Origin of the sequence: Kitasatospora sp. NPDC127111, from assembly GCF_042677465.1 — a bacterium.
Lineage (GTDB): Bacteria > Actinomycetota > Actinomycetes > Streptomycetales > Streptomycetaceae > Kitasatospora.
In genome coordinates this window covers 1-13,303 of the sequence record NZ_JBHXTG010000078.1, presented here as the reverse complement: position 1 = coordinate 13,303, position 13,303 = coordinate 1, and the positions used below count along the sequence as shown (strand labels likewise).

At 74.2% G+C, this 13,303-nt stretch carries 12 protein-coding genes; 8 read left to right on the top strand and 4 right to left on the bottom strand.

All coding sequences use genetic code 11. The annotated features are described in order from the left end of the window. The first annotated feature begins 17 nt into the window (after positions 1-17). The 3 genes from ACFVHB_RS33350 (at position 18) to ACFVHB_RS33340 (ending at position 1,687) form a co-directional block, all read left to right on the top strand. Positions 18-548: a GNAT family N-acetyltransferase gene (locus ACFVHB_RS33350; RefSeq protein WP_380329676.1), complete on the top strand. Its 531-nt coding sequence runs from the start codon at positions 18-20 to the stop codon at positions 546-548. A gap of 141 nt (positions 549-689) precedes the next feature. After that, positions 690-1,391: an exonuclease domain-containing protein gene (locus tag ACFVHB_RS33345; protein WP_380329674.1), complete on the top strand. Its 702-nt coding sequence runs from the start codon at positions 690-692 to the stop codon at positions 1,389-1,391. A 122-nt stretch (positions 1,392-1,513) separates the two neighbouring features. Next, positions 1,514-1,687: a hypothetical protein gene (locus ACFVHB_RS33340; protein WP_380329672.1), complete on the top strand. Its 174-nt coding sequence runs from the start codon at positions 1,514-1,516 to the stop codon at positions 1,685-1,687. A gap of 2 nt (positions 1,688-1,689) precedes the next feature. Here ACFVHB_RS33340 and ACFVHB_RS33335 read toward each other — a convergent pair whose 3' ends face one another. Next, positions 1,690-2,292 (bottom strand): polysaccharide deacetylase family protein, encoded by a 603-nt coding sequence (locus ACFVHB_RS33335; RefSeq protein WP_380329670.1) that lies wholly within the window; start codon positions 2,290-2,292, stop codon positions 1,690-1,692. Between ACFVHB_RS33335 and ACFVHB_RS33330 the strand changes: the two genes are divergently transcribed. Next, positions 2,285-2,803, top strand: coding sequence for a hypothetical protein (locus tag ACFVHB_RS33330; protein ID WP_380329668.1), 519 nt, complete (start codon positions 2,285-2,287; stop codon positions 2,801-2,803). The genes ACFVHB_RS33335 and ACFVHB_RS33330 overlap by 8 nt on opposite strands. Before the next feature lie 84 nt (positions 2,804-2,887). Here ACFVHB_RS33330 and ACFVHB_RS33325 read toward each other — a convergent pair whose 3' ends face one another. Both ACFVHB_RS33325 and ACFVHB_RS33320 read right to left on the bottom strand, forming a co-directional pair. Then, positions 2,888-3,820 carry a phosphotransferase enzyme family protein gene (locus tag ACFVHB_RS33325; RefSeq protein ID WP_380329736.1) on the bottom strand — a complete coding sequence of 311 codons (933 nt, stop codon included), beginning with the start codon at positions 3,818-3,820 and terminating at the stop codon, positions 2,888-2,890. Positions 3,821-3,887: 67 nt separating this feature from the next. Continuing rightward, positions 3,888-6,131 carry an MMPL family transporter gene (locus tag ACFVHB_RS33320; RefSeq protein WP_380329734.1) on the bottom strand — a complete coding sequence of 748 codons (2,244 nt, stop codon included), beginning with the start codon at positions 6,129-6,131 and terminating at the stop codon, positions 3,888-3,890. A gap of 551 nt (positions 6,132-6,682) precedes the next feature. On the opposite strand from ACFVHB_RS33320, the gene ACFVHB_RS33315 reads away from it, so the two are divergent. The 3 genes from ACFVHB_RS33315 to ACFVHB_RS33305 all read left to right on the top strand — a co-directional run bounded on the left by ACFVHB_RS33315 (position 6,683) and on the right by ACFVHB_RS33305 (position 11,190). Next, positions 6,683-8,860, top strand: coding sequence for an MMPL family transporter (locus ACFVHB_RS33315; RefSeq protein ID WP_380329667.1), 2,178 nt, complete (start codon positions 6,683-6,685; stop codon positions 8,858-8,860). Between the two features lie 298 nt (positions 8,861-9,158). Next, positions 9,159-9,362: a cold-shock protein gene (locus ACFVHB_RS33310; protein WP_148645627.1), complete on the top strand. Its 204-nt coding sequence runs from the start codon at positions 9,159-9,161 to the stop codon at positions 9,360-9,362. A 157-nt stretch (positions 9,363-9,519) separates the two neighbouring features. Next, the gene (locus ACFVHB_RS33305) at positions 9,520-11,190 is read left to right on the top strand and encodes a DEAD/DEAH box helicase (RefSeq protein ID WP_380329664.1); all 1,671 of its coding nucleotides are present in this window, start codon (positions 9,520-9,522) and stop codon (positions 11,188-11,190) included. A gap of 105 nt (positions 11,191-11,295) precedes the next feature. Here the strand turns inward: ACFVHB_RS33305 and ACFVHB_RS33300 are convergent, their stop codons facing one another. After that, complete coding sequence (locus tag ACFVHB_RS33300) at positions 11,296-12,144, bottom strand: helix-turn-helix transcriptional regulator (protein ID WP_380329662.1); 849 nt, start codon at positions 12,142-12,144, stop codon at positions 11,296-11,298. A 115-nt stretch (positions 12,145-12,259) separates the two neighbouring features. Between ACFVHB_RS33300 and ACFVHB_RS33295 the strand changes: the two genes are divergently transcribed. Next, positions 12,260-13,270 carry a gluconolaconase gene (locus ACFVHB_RS33295; protein WP_380329661.1) on the top strand — a complete coding sequence of 337 codons (1,011 nt, stop codon included), beginning with the start codon at positions 12,260-12,262 and terminating at the stop codon, positions 13,268-13,270. Positions 13,271-13,303 lie beyond the last annotated feature (33 nt).

The window sequence follows — 13,303 nt, the reverse complement described above, 5'->3', positions numbered from 1 at the left end:
GCTGGAAGACTGCGGCCGTGGAGAACCGCACCAGCCCGCTCGCATGGACCTTGCGGCCGATCCGTCCGGCCGACGTCGAGCCGATCGCCGAGCTGCGCGCCGAGGTCATGCGCCCCGACCTCGTCCGGCTCGGCCGCTACGACGAGGACCGGGTCCGCCGGCGCTTCCGGGAGACCTGCTCCGACCGGTACACCTCGGTGGTGGAGGTCGACGGCGTCCTCGCCGGCTCCGTCACCGTCCGTCCCGCCGAGCAGGGCGGCCGGCTGCTGGAGCACTTCTACCTCGCCACCGGACGGCAGGGCCGCGGACTCGGCTCGGCCGTGCTGCGCCACGTCCTGGCCGAGGCCGACGCGGCCGGCGAACCGGTCCGGCTGGTCGTCGTCCAGGGCAGCGCGGCCCGCCGCCTCTACGAGCGGCACGGTTTCGTCCGGGAGTCCGAGGACCGGATCGACGTGGTCATGGTCCGGCCGGCCGGGCCGCGGCCTGACGCCGGAGCCGTCGCGGGGTCCGAGACCGGGGCGGTCGCGGGGTCGGTCACCGGGGCCTGACACCGCGGCCTCCCGGGGGCGCGCCGGGGGGTGCGCGCCGGGGTGCGCGCCGGTGGTCCGTGCGCCCCACCGGCCGGGTTGTCGGTGGGGCGGGTGATGATAGGGGCTGTTTCGACCAGCAGGACGGAAGGACACACCCCTATGAGCTGGTGGCAGCAGCCACTGGTCGGCTTCGACCTGGAGACCACGGGCACCGACCCGGCCGTGGACCGCATCGTCACGGCCGCCCTCGTGGACACCGTCGGAGCCCGCCGGCTGAGCGTCACCGGCTGGCTGCTCGACCCCGGCGTCCCGATCCCCGCCGAGGCCACCGCGATCCACGGCATCGGTGACGACCTCGCCCGCGGCAAGGGCCGACCGGCCAAGGAGGCGGTGGACGAGATAGCCGCCGCCCTCTGCGAGCGGCTCGCCGCCGGCCGGCCCGTCGTCGCCTTCAACGCCCCCTTCGACCTCTCGCTGCTCGACGCCGAGCTGCACCGGCACGGCCTGGCCCCGCTCGCCGAGCGGCTCGGCGGGCCGGTCGCCCCGGTGCTCGACGCCCTCGTCATCGACCGGGCCGTCGACAAGTACCGCAAGGGGTCGCGGACGCTCCAGCGGGTCTGCGAGGTCTACGGCGTCGAGCTGACCGACGCCCACGAGGCCGGCAGCGACGCCCTGGCCGCCGTCCGGGTCGCCGTCGCCCTCGCCGAGCGCTACCCCGCCGAGGTCGGCACCGTCCCGCTCGCCGGCCTGCACGCCCGCCAGGTCGACTGGTACCGCGACTGGGCCGAGGGGCTGCAGGCCTGGCTGCGCCGCGGCAAGGACCCGCAGGCCGTCATCGACCCGCGCTGGCCGCTCCGCTGAGCGCGCCCGGCGCCTCCGGCGGGCGGTGCGGGCCCGGGCGTGCACCTCACGCGACGTCAGGTGCCAGGCGCCGGCCGGGGCCGCCGGATCACCGGACATCGCGGCCGGTTCGTCACGCCACCGTGACCCGCCGTGTCCGCGTCGCCGTCGCCATGCTCGCCGTCCTGCCCGTGCTGCTCTCGGTCCTGCTCATCGGCCGGGGCGTGCCGTGGGGCTTCCTGCCGGCCCTGCTGCCGGCGGCCGGTGCGCAGGCGTTCCTCACCTACCGCAGGCTCGGCCGGCCGCGGACCGGCTGAGCTCAGGCCGCCGGGAAGTCGAAGCGGTAGCCCTGGGCGGCCAGCCAGGGCAGCAACTGCTTCAGCGCCGCGACGGTCTGGCTGCGGTCGCCCCCGCCGTCGTGCAGCAGGACCACGCCACCGGGCTTGAGCTGGCTCTGCACGGTGGAGACGATCGACGCGACGCCGGGGCGGGACCAGTCGCGCGGGTCGACCGACCAGCCGAGCGGGCGCAGGCCGAGGCCGGCGGCGACCCGCTGGTTGTCGGCGGTGAACCCGCCGCCGGGGGCGCGGAACCAGGACACCTTGGCACCCGGCCCGGCGGCCTGGACGATCTGCTCCTCGGCGTGGGCGATCTCGTACACCGCCCGGTCGTGCGAGAGCGCGGCGAACGGCTGCGGGTGGTCCACGCTGTGGTCGCAGAGCCGGTGGCCGGCCGCGACGATCCGCCGGACCATCGCCGGGTTCGCCGCGGCCTGGTTGCCGACCTGGCAGAACGTCGCCTTGACGCCGTACTGGGCGAGCAGGTCGAGCACCTGGCCGGTCGCCGGGCCGGGGCCGTCGTCGAAGGTGAGCGCGACCGTGCGGCCGCCGGAGGCGGTGGAGCGGACGATCGAGGTGGACACCCCGCCGGCGGGCGGCGGTGGCGGGGCCGGCGTCGCCGCGGGCGGCTGGGTGGCCGACGGGGTGACGGGCGGGTGCGCCGGCGGCTTGGCGGTGCTCGGTTCCGGGGGCCCGGGCGTGGCCGGCTTCGGACCGGTCGGCGTCGTCGTGCCGGGCGCCGGGGTGGCGCTCCCGGGTGAGGAGGGCGACGCGGCCGACGGCGACGGCAAGGGCGACGACGGCGACGAGGGCGAGGGCGGCGACGAGGGCGACGACGGCGAAGCGGCTGACGGGGTAGGGCCGTTGGGGGTCGCCGGGGTGGAGGTGGTGACGCCGGGCTGCGGCTGGAGCGCGCCGTTGGCGGTGCCGCAGGCGGCCAGGCCCAGCGCGGCGACCACCGCGACGCAGCCCGCGACCAGAGGCCGTCGGCGGCGCCGGGCGGGCGGCGACGAGGGACGCTGCGAGGTGGCGTGCACGGACATGGCTGCGACTCCTCGGATGCGGAGGTGGATGCCGGTCCTTGAAGCGGACTGAGCCCGGGCCGAGTTCAGTCCGACTGTCGGATAGGACGCCGATCCGACCACATCCGGTTGCGCCGGGCCAAGAGTCGAACCGGCCTCAGAACGGGTACCAGCGCACGTCGGTCGCCCCCGCGCGCAGCGACTCCACCCGGCGGCGGAACTCGGCCAGCGCGGCCGGATTCCCCGGCGCCTGCTGCGCGACCCAGGAGGCGCTGGCCGTCTCCCGGGCCCCGCGCAGCACCGCGAAGCCGGGCCAGTCCCGGACGTCCCAGCCGTAGGCCTCGGTGAACTCCCGGTACTCCTCGGCCGGGACGCCGTACCGGTCGTGGCTGAGCGCCAGCACCACCAGGTCGTGCTCGCGCAGGTCGTGCGAGACGTTCTCCAGGTCGAGCAGGACGGGCCCGTCCGGGCCGACGTGGACGTTGCGCGGCAGCGCGTCGCCGTGGATGACCCCGGTCGGCAGGTGCGGGGCGAGGTCGGGCAGCGCGGCGGCGAAGGCGTCCCGGCGGTGCCGCAGGAAGGCGACGTCGGCCGGGTCGACGTGCCCCTCGGCGGAGGCGAGCCAGCGCTCGACCGGGGCGAGCAGGTCGCGCCGGTCGAGCGGGAACGGTGGCAGCGGCAGCCGGTGCAGGGCGCGCAGCAGCGGCGCGAGGTCGGCGGGCCGGGCCGGGCGGACGGCGGGCGCGAGCCGTTGCCAGAAGGTGACGGGGTGTCCGTGGGCGAGCTGCGGCTCGGGCGGCACGCCGTCGTGGGGGCGGACCGCCGGGGCGCCCTGGCCGGCCAGCCAGTGGGCGACGGTGAGTTCGCGGTGCGCCCGGTCGTACAGCTCGGGGCCGCGGCCGACCTTGGCGACCACGGCCGGGTCGCCGAGGTCGAAGACGGCGTTCTCGCCGAGGGCGAGCAGCCGGGCGTCGCCGGGGCCGGGCAGGCCGGCGGACTCGCAGGCGTGGGCGAGCAGCAGTCGGGCGCGGCCCTCGTCGAAGGGGAGCATGGGGAGTCCGTTCCGTGCGGCGACCGGGACGGTGATCATCATGACGCACGCCCGCCGGGCCCCGCGCGATGCGGGGCCCGGCGGGCGTGTGCGGGCTGTCGGGGGGTCAGACCCCGATCCGGCGGTGCCGGGCGCCGTCGGGGGCGGGGACGGGGACGGGGGGCGGGACGGCCGCCGCGCCGTGGGGGCCGGCCGGCGGGAGGGACTCGCCGTGCGAGAGGTCGGGCAGCCAGCGCAGCCAGGACGGCAGGTACCAGTTGCGCTCGCCGAGCAGGGTCATCACCGAGGGCAGCAGCACCGCGCGGATGACCGTGGCGTCGATCAGCACGGCGACCGCCAGGCCGACGCCCATCTGCTTCATCGCCTGCATCGAGAGGGTGCCGAAGACCGCGAACACCGCCACCATGATCACCGCGGCGCTGGTGACCACCCCGGCCGTGGAGCGGATGCCGTGCGCGATGGCGGCCCGGGTCGGCAGGCCGCGGTCGCGGCCCTCCTTGATCCGGGAGACCACGAAGACGTGGTAGTCCATCGAGAGGCCGAAGAGGATCACGAAGAGGAAGAGCGGCACCCAGGACTCGACCGCGCCGACCCCGGCGGTGCCCAGCAGCGAGGCGCCCACGCCGTGCTGGAAGACCAGCGTCAGCACCCCGTACGCGGCGCCGACCGAGAGCAGGTTGAGCACCACGGCGGTGGCGGCGACGGCCAGCGAGCGGAACGAGGCGAGCATCAGCACGAAGGCGAAGGCCACCACGAAGCCGAGGACCAGCGGCATCGAGCCGGTCATCTTGTGGTTGAAGTCGTACGACCCGGCGGTGCGCCCGGTGACCGGGGCCTCGGTGCCGGGCACCTTGAGCACGGTGGCCGGGACGAGCTCGGTGCGCAGGGTCCTGAGCGCGTCGTTGCTGACGGAGTCGTTGCCGGTGCCGTTGAGCGGGATGTCGACGGTGGCGATGTTCTCGTCCCGGTGGACGGTGACGTCCACCGGCCCGTGCATCTTGCCGCTGGCCAGCGCCTTCGCCTTGAGGTCGGCGATGGCGGCGGTCATCGCCGGGGAGTCGATGTCGGTGGCCTTGATCACCACGCTGGCCGGGGCCGGGCTGCCGGGGAAGGCCGCCTCGATCTTCTGCGAGGCGGCGACCAGCTCGTTGCCCGCGGGCAGCTGCTGCTGGAAGGTCAGGTTGGCGGTGTGCATGGTGACCAGCGGCGCGGCCAGTCCGACCAGCAGCGCGCCGGCGAGCACGGCCGAGGCCAGCGGACGGCGCAGCACCGGGGTGAGGACGGCGTTCCAGACCCGGCCGCCGGTGGCGGACGCGTCGGGGCGGCGCAGCCTGGCGAGGAGCGGGACGCGGCCCTTCTCGACCTTGTCGCCGAGCATCGACAGCAGTGCGGGCAGCACGGTGAGCGAGCCGAGCACGGCGGTGATCACGACCACGATGGTGGCGTAGGACATCGCCTGGAACTCGGCGATGCCGGTGAGGAACATGCCGGCCATGGCGACCACCACGGTGACGCCGGAGACCAGGACGGCCCGGCCGCTGGTGGCGGCGGCGATCCGCAGCGCGGTGTCCGGGTCGCGCCCGGCGGCCCGCTCCTCGCGCTCGCGGCGCAGGTAGAAGAGGCAGTAGTCGACGCCGACGGCGAGGCCGACCAGCAGCATCACCGAGCTGGCGCTGTTGCTGGTGTGCAGGAGACCGCTGCTGAGCGCCACCAGTCCGCCGGCCGCGACGAAGGCGGTGATGGCGAGCACCACCGGCAGGACGGCGGCGACCAGGGCGCCGAAGGCGACCAGCAGGATGCCGAGGGCGAGCGGGACGGCCGTCCACTCGGCGCGGGCGAAGTCGTCCGAGAACTGGTCCTCGATCCACCGGCCGGAGCTGGCGTCGCCGAGCTCGACCACGGTCAGCTCGGGGTGCCGCTTCTGCACGGCGGCGACCGCGTCCAGGACGGCGGGGACGTTGTCGAGGGCCTCCTTGTCCTCACCCTTGACGTTCAGCAGGACCAGCGCCGAGTGGCCGTCCGCCGAGACCGCCCTGGTGTCGTAGGGGGAGCGGACGTCGGTGGCCTTGCCGGTGGCGTTGACGCCGGCGATCACCTGGTCGACGGCGGCCCGGAAGGCCGGGGCGTCGGCGGCGAGCGTGGCGCTCTGGACCAGGACGGTCTCGCTGGAGGGGGACTTCAGCCCGGCGTCGTCCAGGATCCGGGCGGCCCGGGAGACCTGGCCGGGCATCGCCTCGGACTGCTTGACCTCGGTGCTGCCGTGCACGCCGCCGAGGAAGGCGGCGAGGACGACGAAGATCAGCCAGCCGAAGACGGCGGTCTTTCTGTGCCGGGCGCTCCAGGCGCCCATGGCGGCAGCCGTGCCGAGCTTGGTCTTCACGGAATCCCCCTGGGAGAGCGGCGGTCGTCGCCGGGTGAGCGGTGGTGGGAGCGGGCGGCGGTCGACCGCCGGCCCGGTGCCGGTCGAGCGCCCGGCGTCCCAACCGACAGTAGAAAACGGCAGGTTGACGGGGTATCCAGCTGGCGGGGGAGTTCTCCCGGGGGTCCTCCTCGGGGGCGGGGTGGGGTTTTCCCTACCGGAGAACCCTGATTTCTCCTCCCTGCGGCGGGTGCGAACTCCACCCTGAGGGGGAGCGGTCTCCACCCGGAGCACGAGGTCAATCGACCTGTCGGCGGGCCAAGATGGTGCGGGGCCACCTCGCGGTGTCCCTTCGAGGGGGTTTGATCACGGGGGCTGCTTGCCGGGCGGCTAGCAAGTTCTCGTAAGATGACGTCCTCAGAACACTTACCTGCCGACCGGCTAGGGGCGGGCTCCTTCGCCCATGCCCTGCCGGTCCTCCGTCGCCCGATGTCCCGTCCCCCAAGGGCTGCGGTGAACCATGCCCAGGAGGCATCACGAGCATGTTCCACCGACTAGGACACTTCGTCGTCCGCCGCGCCTGGTGGGTGATCGCGGCGTGGGTCGTCGCGATGATCGCGATCGCCGCGAGCGCGCCGAAGATCGCCGCGCAGACCGACGAGGCCGCCTTCCTCCCCAAGCACTACGAATCGATCCAGGCCGCACAGGTCCAGGAGAAGGCCTTCCCGGCCAGCTTCACGCCCTCGGCGCTCGCGCTGTTCGAACGCAACGACGGCGCCCCGATGGGCGACGCCGACAAGGCCGCGATGACCAAGATCGTCCAGGGCCTCACGGACAAGAAGATCGAGCACGTCGAGAAGATCATCCCGGTCAGCGAGCAGACGACGTCCAAGGACGGCAAGTACGCGCTGGCGCCGATCGCCATCGACAAGACGACCCAGCAGTCCGACGCCTTCGGCGAGACCGCCAAGCACCTCCGCGAGGAGGGCAAGGCGCTCACCTCGGGCACCGACCTGAAGTTCCAGCTCGGTGGCGCCGCCGCCCAGGCGCTGGACCAGAAGGAGGCCTCCGGCGCGGCCGACGCCATCATCGCGCTCAGCAGCGTGCTGCTGGTCGCGATCATCGTCGGCATCATCTTCCGGAGCATCCTCGCCGGCCTGCTGCCGGTGCTGCTCTCGCTGGTCGTCGCCATGCCGACGTCCAACGGCCTGATCGCCTACGCCACCAAGGCCTTCGACCTGGAGAGCACGCCGATCCTGTCGGCCATCCTGATCGTCGTCGTGCTCGGTGTCGGCACCGACTACTTCCTCTTCCTGGCGTTCCGCTACCGCGAGCGGCTGCGCGCGGGTGACGACCGCAAGGAGGCCGTGGCCAACGCGGTCGGCCGGGTCGGCGAGGCGATCGCCTCGGCCGCCGGCGCGGTCACCGTCGCCTTCGCCGCGCTGATCCTCTCCAGCCTCGGCATGTTCAAGGCGCTCGGCCCGGCGCTGGCCATCGCGGTCGTCGTCACGGCGTTCGCCTCGGTCACCCTGGCCCCGGCCGTCCTCGCGGTCATCCCGGCGCGCGGCGTCTTCTGGCCCGGCAAGAAGTGGATGGCGGAGCCCGCCAACGCCCGCTTCGCCGCGCTCGGCCGCATGGTCCAGAAGCGCCCGGCCCTGGTCGCCATCGCCTCCGGCGGTGTGCTGGTGGCCCTGACCGCCGGCGCCCTCGGCTACAACGGCACCTTCGACCTCGCGGGCAGCTCCATGCCCAAGGACAAGGAGTCGATGGTCGTCCAGGACAGGCTGGTCAACGGCTTCTCCGCGGGCGCCGCCGACCCGACGCACGTCTACCTGTCCGCCACCGGCGGCGGCAAGCTCGACGAGGGCAAGTTCGACGGGTTCGTCGCCAAGCTCGGCGCCGTCCCCGGCGTGGCCAGCGCGGCGCCGAAGCCGCAGGTCAGCCAGGACGGCGCGACCGCCGACTTCACCGTCCTGCTCAAGAACGAGCCGGCCAGCAACGACGCGATCGACACCGTCACCGAGCTGCGCGAGGTCGCCCACGCGCAGGCACCGGCCGGCACCGAGGCCAAGGTCGGCGGTCTGACCGCGATCTACAAGGACATCAACCTGGCGATGAGCCACGACTACAAGCTGGTGTTCCCGGTCGCGGGCCTGCTGATCCTGCTCATCCTGGGCCTCCAGCTGCGCAGCGTGGTCGCCCCGTGGTACCTGATGGCGTCGGTCGGCCTCGGCTTCAGCGCCACCCTCGGCTCCTCGACCCTGCTGTTCCAGAACATCAAGGGCGAGCACGGCATGATGTTCATGCTGCCGATCCTCATCTACCTCTTCGTGGTGGCGATCGGCACCGACTACAACATCCTGATCATCGCCCGCCTGCGCGAGGAGGCCCGCGAGGGCCGCAACCCCCGCGAGGCGGCCCGCGAGGCCGTGCGCCACGGCGGTCCGACCGTCGCGGCGGCCGGCTTCATCCTGGCGGTGTCGTTCGCGACCTTCATGCTCGCGGGCAACATCTTCATGCTGGAGTTCGGCTTCGCGATGGCCTTCGGCATCTTCCTGGCGGCCTTCGTGATGGCGATGTTCTTCACCCCGGCGCTCACCGCGCTGATCGGCCGTGCCGCCTGGTGGCCCGGCCACGGGGACACCGGCGGCCACAGCAGCGGCCCGGCGGCCCCGCTGGCCGGCGCGCACGGCATGCCGGAGCCGGCCGGACGGCACTGACCGTCCCCGTTCCACGGCAGGCAGGCGGCGTCCGCTCCCGGCGGGCGCCGCCTGCCCCTTCGGGTGCGGAGCCAAACGTGACGTGCTGGGCAAAAAGTCCCCGGTCAATCGGGGTGCCACCGTGCTACAGTCGAAGCAGTTGCAGTTTTGGTTCCCATGAACGTTTGTGTGCGCCTGCTGGTTCCAACCAACAGGCGCATTTGTTTTGTCCGGTGTTTCAGTCTCCGGATGGGGATCGCGGCTACTTGGGGTCCACGACGTGTGGGCCCTGATGCCCCAGTTTTATGAGGAGACGGTTATGGCTACCGGCACCGTGAAGTGGTTCAACAGCGAAAAGGGCTTCGGCTTCATCGAGCAGGACGGTGGCGGCGCCGACGTGTTCGCCCACTACTCGAACATCAACGCCCAGGGCTTCCGTGAGCTCGTCGAGGGCCAGAAGGTCGAGTTCGACGTCACCCAGGGCCAGAAGGGCCCGCAGGCCGAGAACATCCGCGTCATCTGAGTCCAGCCTCCGAGCTGACTCGCGATCTCGCGCAGCGAGGGCCCGCACCGCACGGTGCGGGCCCTCGCCCATGCCGCCGAACGGCCGGGGCGGCGAACTCCTTCCCGACGGCCGACCAGCCCCGCACGGGCTGTGCCTCCCACTGGACGGAGACTCCGTGACCACCCCTGCCCGCCCGCCGCGCGACGGCGACCGCACCCGCAAGCCCCGCAGCCGCAACGGCGGCGCCGCCCGCACCGCCGGCTCCCGCGCCGAAAGCCCCCGCGGCCCCCGCCGCGGCACCCCGCGTGCCGCCGCCCAGCCGCCCGCCGACTTCACCGTCGTCGAGGGCACCCCGGCCCGGCCGCCGGCCGCGAGCTTCGCCGAGCTGGAGCTGCCCAAGGGCATCCTGAACGCGCTCACCCGTGAGGGCGTCACCGAGCCCTTCCCGATCCAGGCCGCCACCCTGCCGGACTCCATCGCCGGCCGCGACGTGCTCGGCCGCGGCCGCACCGGCTCCGGCAAGACGCTCGCCTTCGGCCTGCCGCTGCTCGCCCGCACCGCCGGCAAGCGCGCGGACGCCCGGCACCCGCTGGCGCTCGTCCTCACCCCCACCCGCGAGCTGGCCCAGCAGGTCACCGAGGCGCTCACGCCCTACGCGACCGCCGTCAACCTGCGGATCGCCACCGTCGTCGGCGGCATGTCCATCACCCGGCAGGCCAACGCGGTGCGCCGCGGCGCCGAGGTGCTGGTCGCCACCCCCGGCCGGCTGGACGACCTGATCAACCGCGGCGACGTCCAGCTCTCCGACGTGGCGATCACCGTCCTGGACGAGGCCGACCAGATGGCCGACATGGGCTTCCTGCCCCAGGTCACCAAGCTGCTGGAGCAGGTCGCCGAGGGCGGGCAGCGGATGCTGTTCTCCGCCACCCTGGACCGCAACGTCGACCGGCTGGTCAAGCGCTTCCTGTCCGACCCGGTGACCCACTCGGTCGACCCCTCGGCCGGGGCGGTCACCACCATGGACCACCACGTCCTCCAGCTGGAGCCGGCCGACAAGGCGTCCGCCACCGCGCACATCGCCTCCCGCGACGGCCGGCTGATCATGTTCGTGCACACCAAGCACGGCGCCGACCGCCTCGCCAAGCAGCTGCTGGCCAACGGCGTGAAGGCGGCCGCGCTGCACGGCGGCAAGTCCCAGCCGCAGCGCAACCGGGTGCTCGACCAGTTCCGCGACGGCCACGTGACCGCGCTGATCGCGACCAACGTCGCCGCCCGCGGCATCCACATCGACGGCCTCGACCTGGTCGTGAACGTCGACCCGCCGATCGACCACAAGGACTACCTGCACCGCGGCGGCCGCACCGCCCGGGCCGGCGAGTCCGGCACCGTGGTCACCCTGGTCCTGCCCGACCAGCGGCGCGAGGTCAACCGGCTGATGACGGTGGCCGGCATCCGCCCGACCACCACCAAGATCCGCCCGGGCGACGCCGAGCTGACCCGGATCACCGGCGCCCGCACCCCCAGCGGCGTGCCCGTCACGCTCGCCGTGCCGGTCGCGGCCCCGCCCGCCGAGGCCAAGACCGAGGCCAAGACCGCCGGGTCCGCCCCGCGCCGCCGCCCCGGCAAGCGCTCCGGACTGCCCACCGACGTCGACATGAACGGCAACCCGCGCCGCCCCCGCCCCAAGCAGCGCCTCGGCGCCGGTGGCGCCGGCGGCGGCGAGAACGGCGGGCGCCGTCAGGCCGCCGGGTTCATCGGCCGCTCCTCGGGCCGGGCCAAGCCCGGCTCGGGCTCCAAGTCCGGCTCCAACTACGGCACCGGCCGCCAGCGCCGCAAGGCCGACTGACGGCACGTCGTGACGTGACGCGGCCCGGCCCCCTCGCCACGAGGGGGCCGGGCCGTTCACCGTTGCGGGCGTCCGCCGCTTCGGGCGTCCGCCGCTTCGCCTGCCTCAGGCGTGCGCGGCGGCCGGGGCGAGCCGGCGCAGGCGCTCGCCGGTCTCCGCATCGCGCGGGGACAGGACGACCAACTGCAGGCCGCCCGGGGCCTGGAGCACCACCTGATCGAGCCGCAGCAGGCCCAACTCCTCGTGCAGTAGGTCTTTTTCGGCGCCCGCGCGTTCCTGCACCTCGTGCTCGTCCAGCCAGCGGTCCGCCTCCGGGAACTCCGCACGCAACCGCTTGATCAGCCGGGCCAGCCGCTGCGCCGCCGGGCCGCCGTCGCCGCCGCGCTCGGCGTAGGCCGCCCGCAGCTGGGCCAGGATCCGGCGGGCGTGGTACTCCCAGTCCACCGTCCGGGCCCGGTGGACCGGGTTGGTGAAGACCACCCAGGCCAGGTTGCAGTCCGCCGGCTCCCTCCGGGACAGCCGGAACAGCGCCTCCGCGCCCGGGTTCCACGCCCGGATGTCCCAGTCCGCGTCCATGACGAACGCCGGCGCCGGCCACTGCGCGTGCATCAGCCGCAGCAGCGGCGCCGGGACCTCCTCGGGCACCTCGATCCCGGCCTCCCGGGGGTGGCTCCCGGCCAGCCGGAACAGGTACGCGGTCTCGGCCCGGTCCAGTCGCAGGGTCCGCGCCAGCGAGGCCAACACCTCCGGAGACGGGTTGATCGCCCGCCCCTGTTCGAGCCACGTGTACCAGGTGACCCCGACCCCCGCGAGCAGCGCCAGCTCCTCGCGCCGCAGCCCGGGTGTGCGTCGCCGCACCCCCGGCGCCATGCCGACCTCCTCCGGCGTCAGCCGGGCCCGCCGGCTCCGCAGGAAGCTCGACAGCGCCTTCCGGCGGACCTCCGCGTCGCTCATCGTTCCCCGTCCCTCCCTGGTAGTCGGACTACCAGTATTCCCACGCACTGCTGCGGCTCTTCCGGCCCCGCGAGGCTTGATCCCGTCAACGGATCACACGCAGAGGGGACTTCCGATGAACCGTCAGTTCCGCCGCACCCTGGTCGCCGCCGCGGCGACCGCCGTCCTGCTCGGTACCACCGCGGCCCTGCCCGCCGCGGCTGCCCCCGCGTACCGGGCTCCGGCGGTGATCGAGGGCCACGCCCCGACGCTCGTCCCGGAGGGTGCCACCTGGGACCAGGCCCACCACCGCTTCCTGCTCGGGTCGCTGCGGCACGGTACCGTCTCCGCCGTGGGCACCGACGGCTCCGTCCACACCCTGGTCGACGAGCCGGGCACCCTGGTCTCGGTGATCGGCCTGCACGTGGACCAGGCCCGCGGCCGGGTCCTGCTCGCCAACGGCGACAACGGCGTCAGCGAGCGCACGTCCGCCGCGACCGCCGGCCGGCTGGCCGGCCTCGGCGCCTACGACACCGGGACCGGCCGGCGGCTGTTCTACGTCGACCTGGCCGCGGTGGCCGGCGACGGCGGGCCGCACTTCGCCAACGACGTGGCCTTCGGCCCCGACGGCACCGCGTACGTCACCGACTCGCTCGCGCCGATCGTCTACCGGGTCGCGGTGGACGGTACGGCCTCCGTGCTGCTCCGCGACGAGCGGCTGGCCCCGCGGCCCGGTGGCTACGGCCTGAACGGCATCGTCCACCGGGACGGCCGGCTCGTCATCGGCAAGTGGGACGACGGCACGCTCTGGCAGGTCCCGGTCCACCGCCCGGACGCGCTGCGGCAGGTCGAGGTGCGCGGTGACGCGGGAGCGCTGCTGCACCTGGACGGCCTGACCGGCCGCCCGGACGGCGGGATCGCCGGCGTCACCAACGCCCTGCTCGGCGCCGGCCGGGACGCGGAGGTCGAGCTGCGCTCGGACGACCACTGGCGCACCGCCCGGCTGGCCGCGGTCCGTCCCTCCGCCGATCCCGCCCCCACGGCGGTGACACCCGGCCCCGCCGGTGCCACCTACGTGCTGTCCGCCCGCCTCGACCTGGCCCTGGGGGGCAAGCCCACCGACGCGTTCACCCTGCGCCGGATCTGACCGGCGGCGCGGCGCCCGGCCGAGGACCACGCC

Coding starts and splice junctions, on each gene's coding strand:
- ACFVHB_RS33345 (WP_380329674.1), top strand. CDS start 690: ATGAGCTGGTGGCAGCAGCCACTGGTCGGCTTCGACCTGGAGACCACG.
- ACFVHB_RS33325 (WP_380329736.1), bottom strand. CDS start 3,820: ATGATCACCGTCCCGGTCGCCGCACGGAACGGACTCCCCATGCTCCCC.
- ACFVHB_RS33320 (WP_380329734.1), bottom strand. CDS start 6,131: ATGGGCGCCTGGAGCGCCCGGCACAGAAAGACCGCCGTCTTCGGCTGG.
- ACFVHB_RS33315 (WP_380329667.1), top strand. CDS start 6,683: ATGTTCCACCGACTAGGACACTTCGTCGTCCGCCGCGCCTGGTGGGTG.
- ACFVHB_RS33310 (WP_148645627.1), top strand. CDS start 9,159: ATGGCTACCGGCACCGTGAAGTGGTTCAACAGCGAAAAGGGCTTCGGC.
- ACFVHB_RS33300 (WP_380329662.1), bottom strand. CDS start 12,144: ATGAGCGACGCGGAGGTCCGCCGGAAGGCGCTGTCGAGCTTCCTGCGG.
- ACFVHB_RS33295 (WP_380329661.1), top strand. CDS start 12,260: ATGAACCGTCAGTTCCGCCGCACCCTGGTCGCCGCCGCGGCGACCGCC.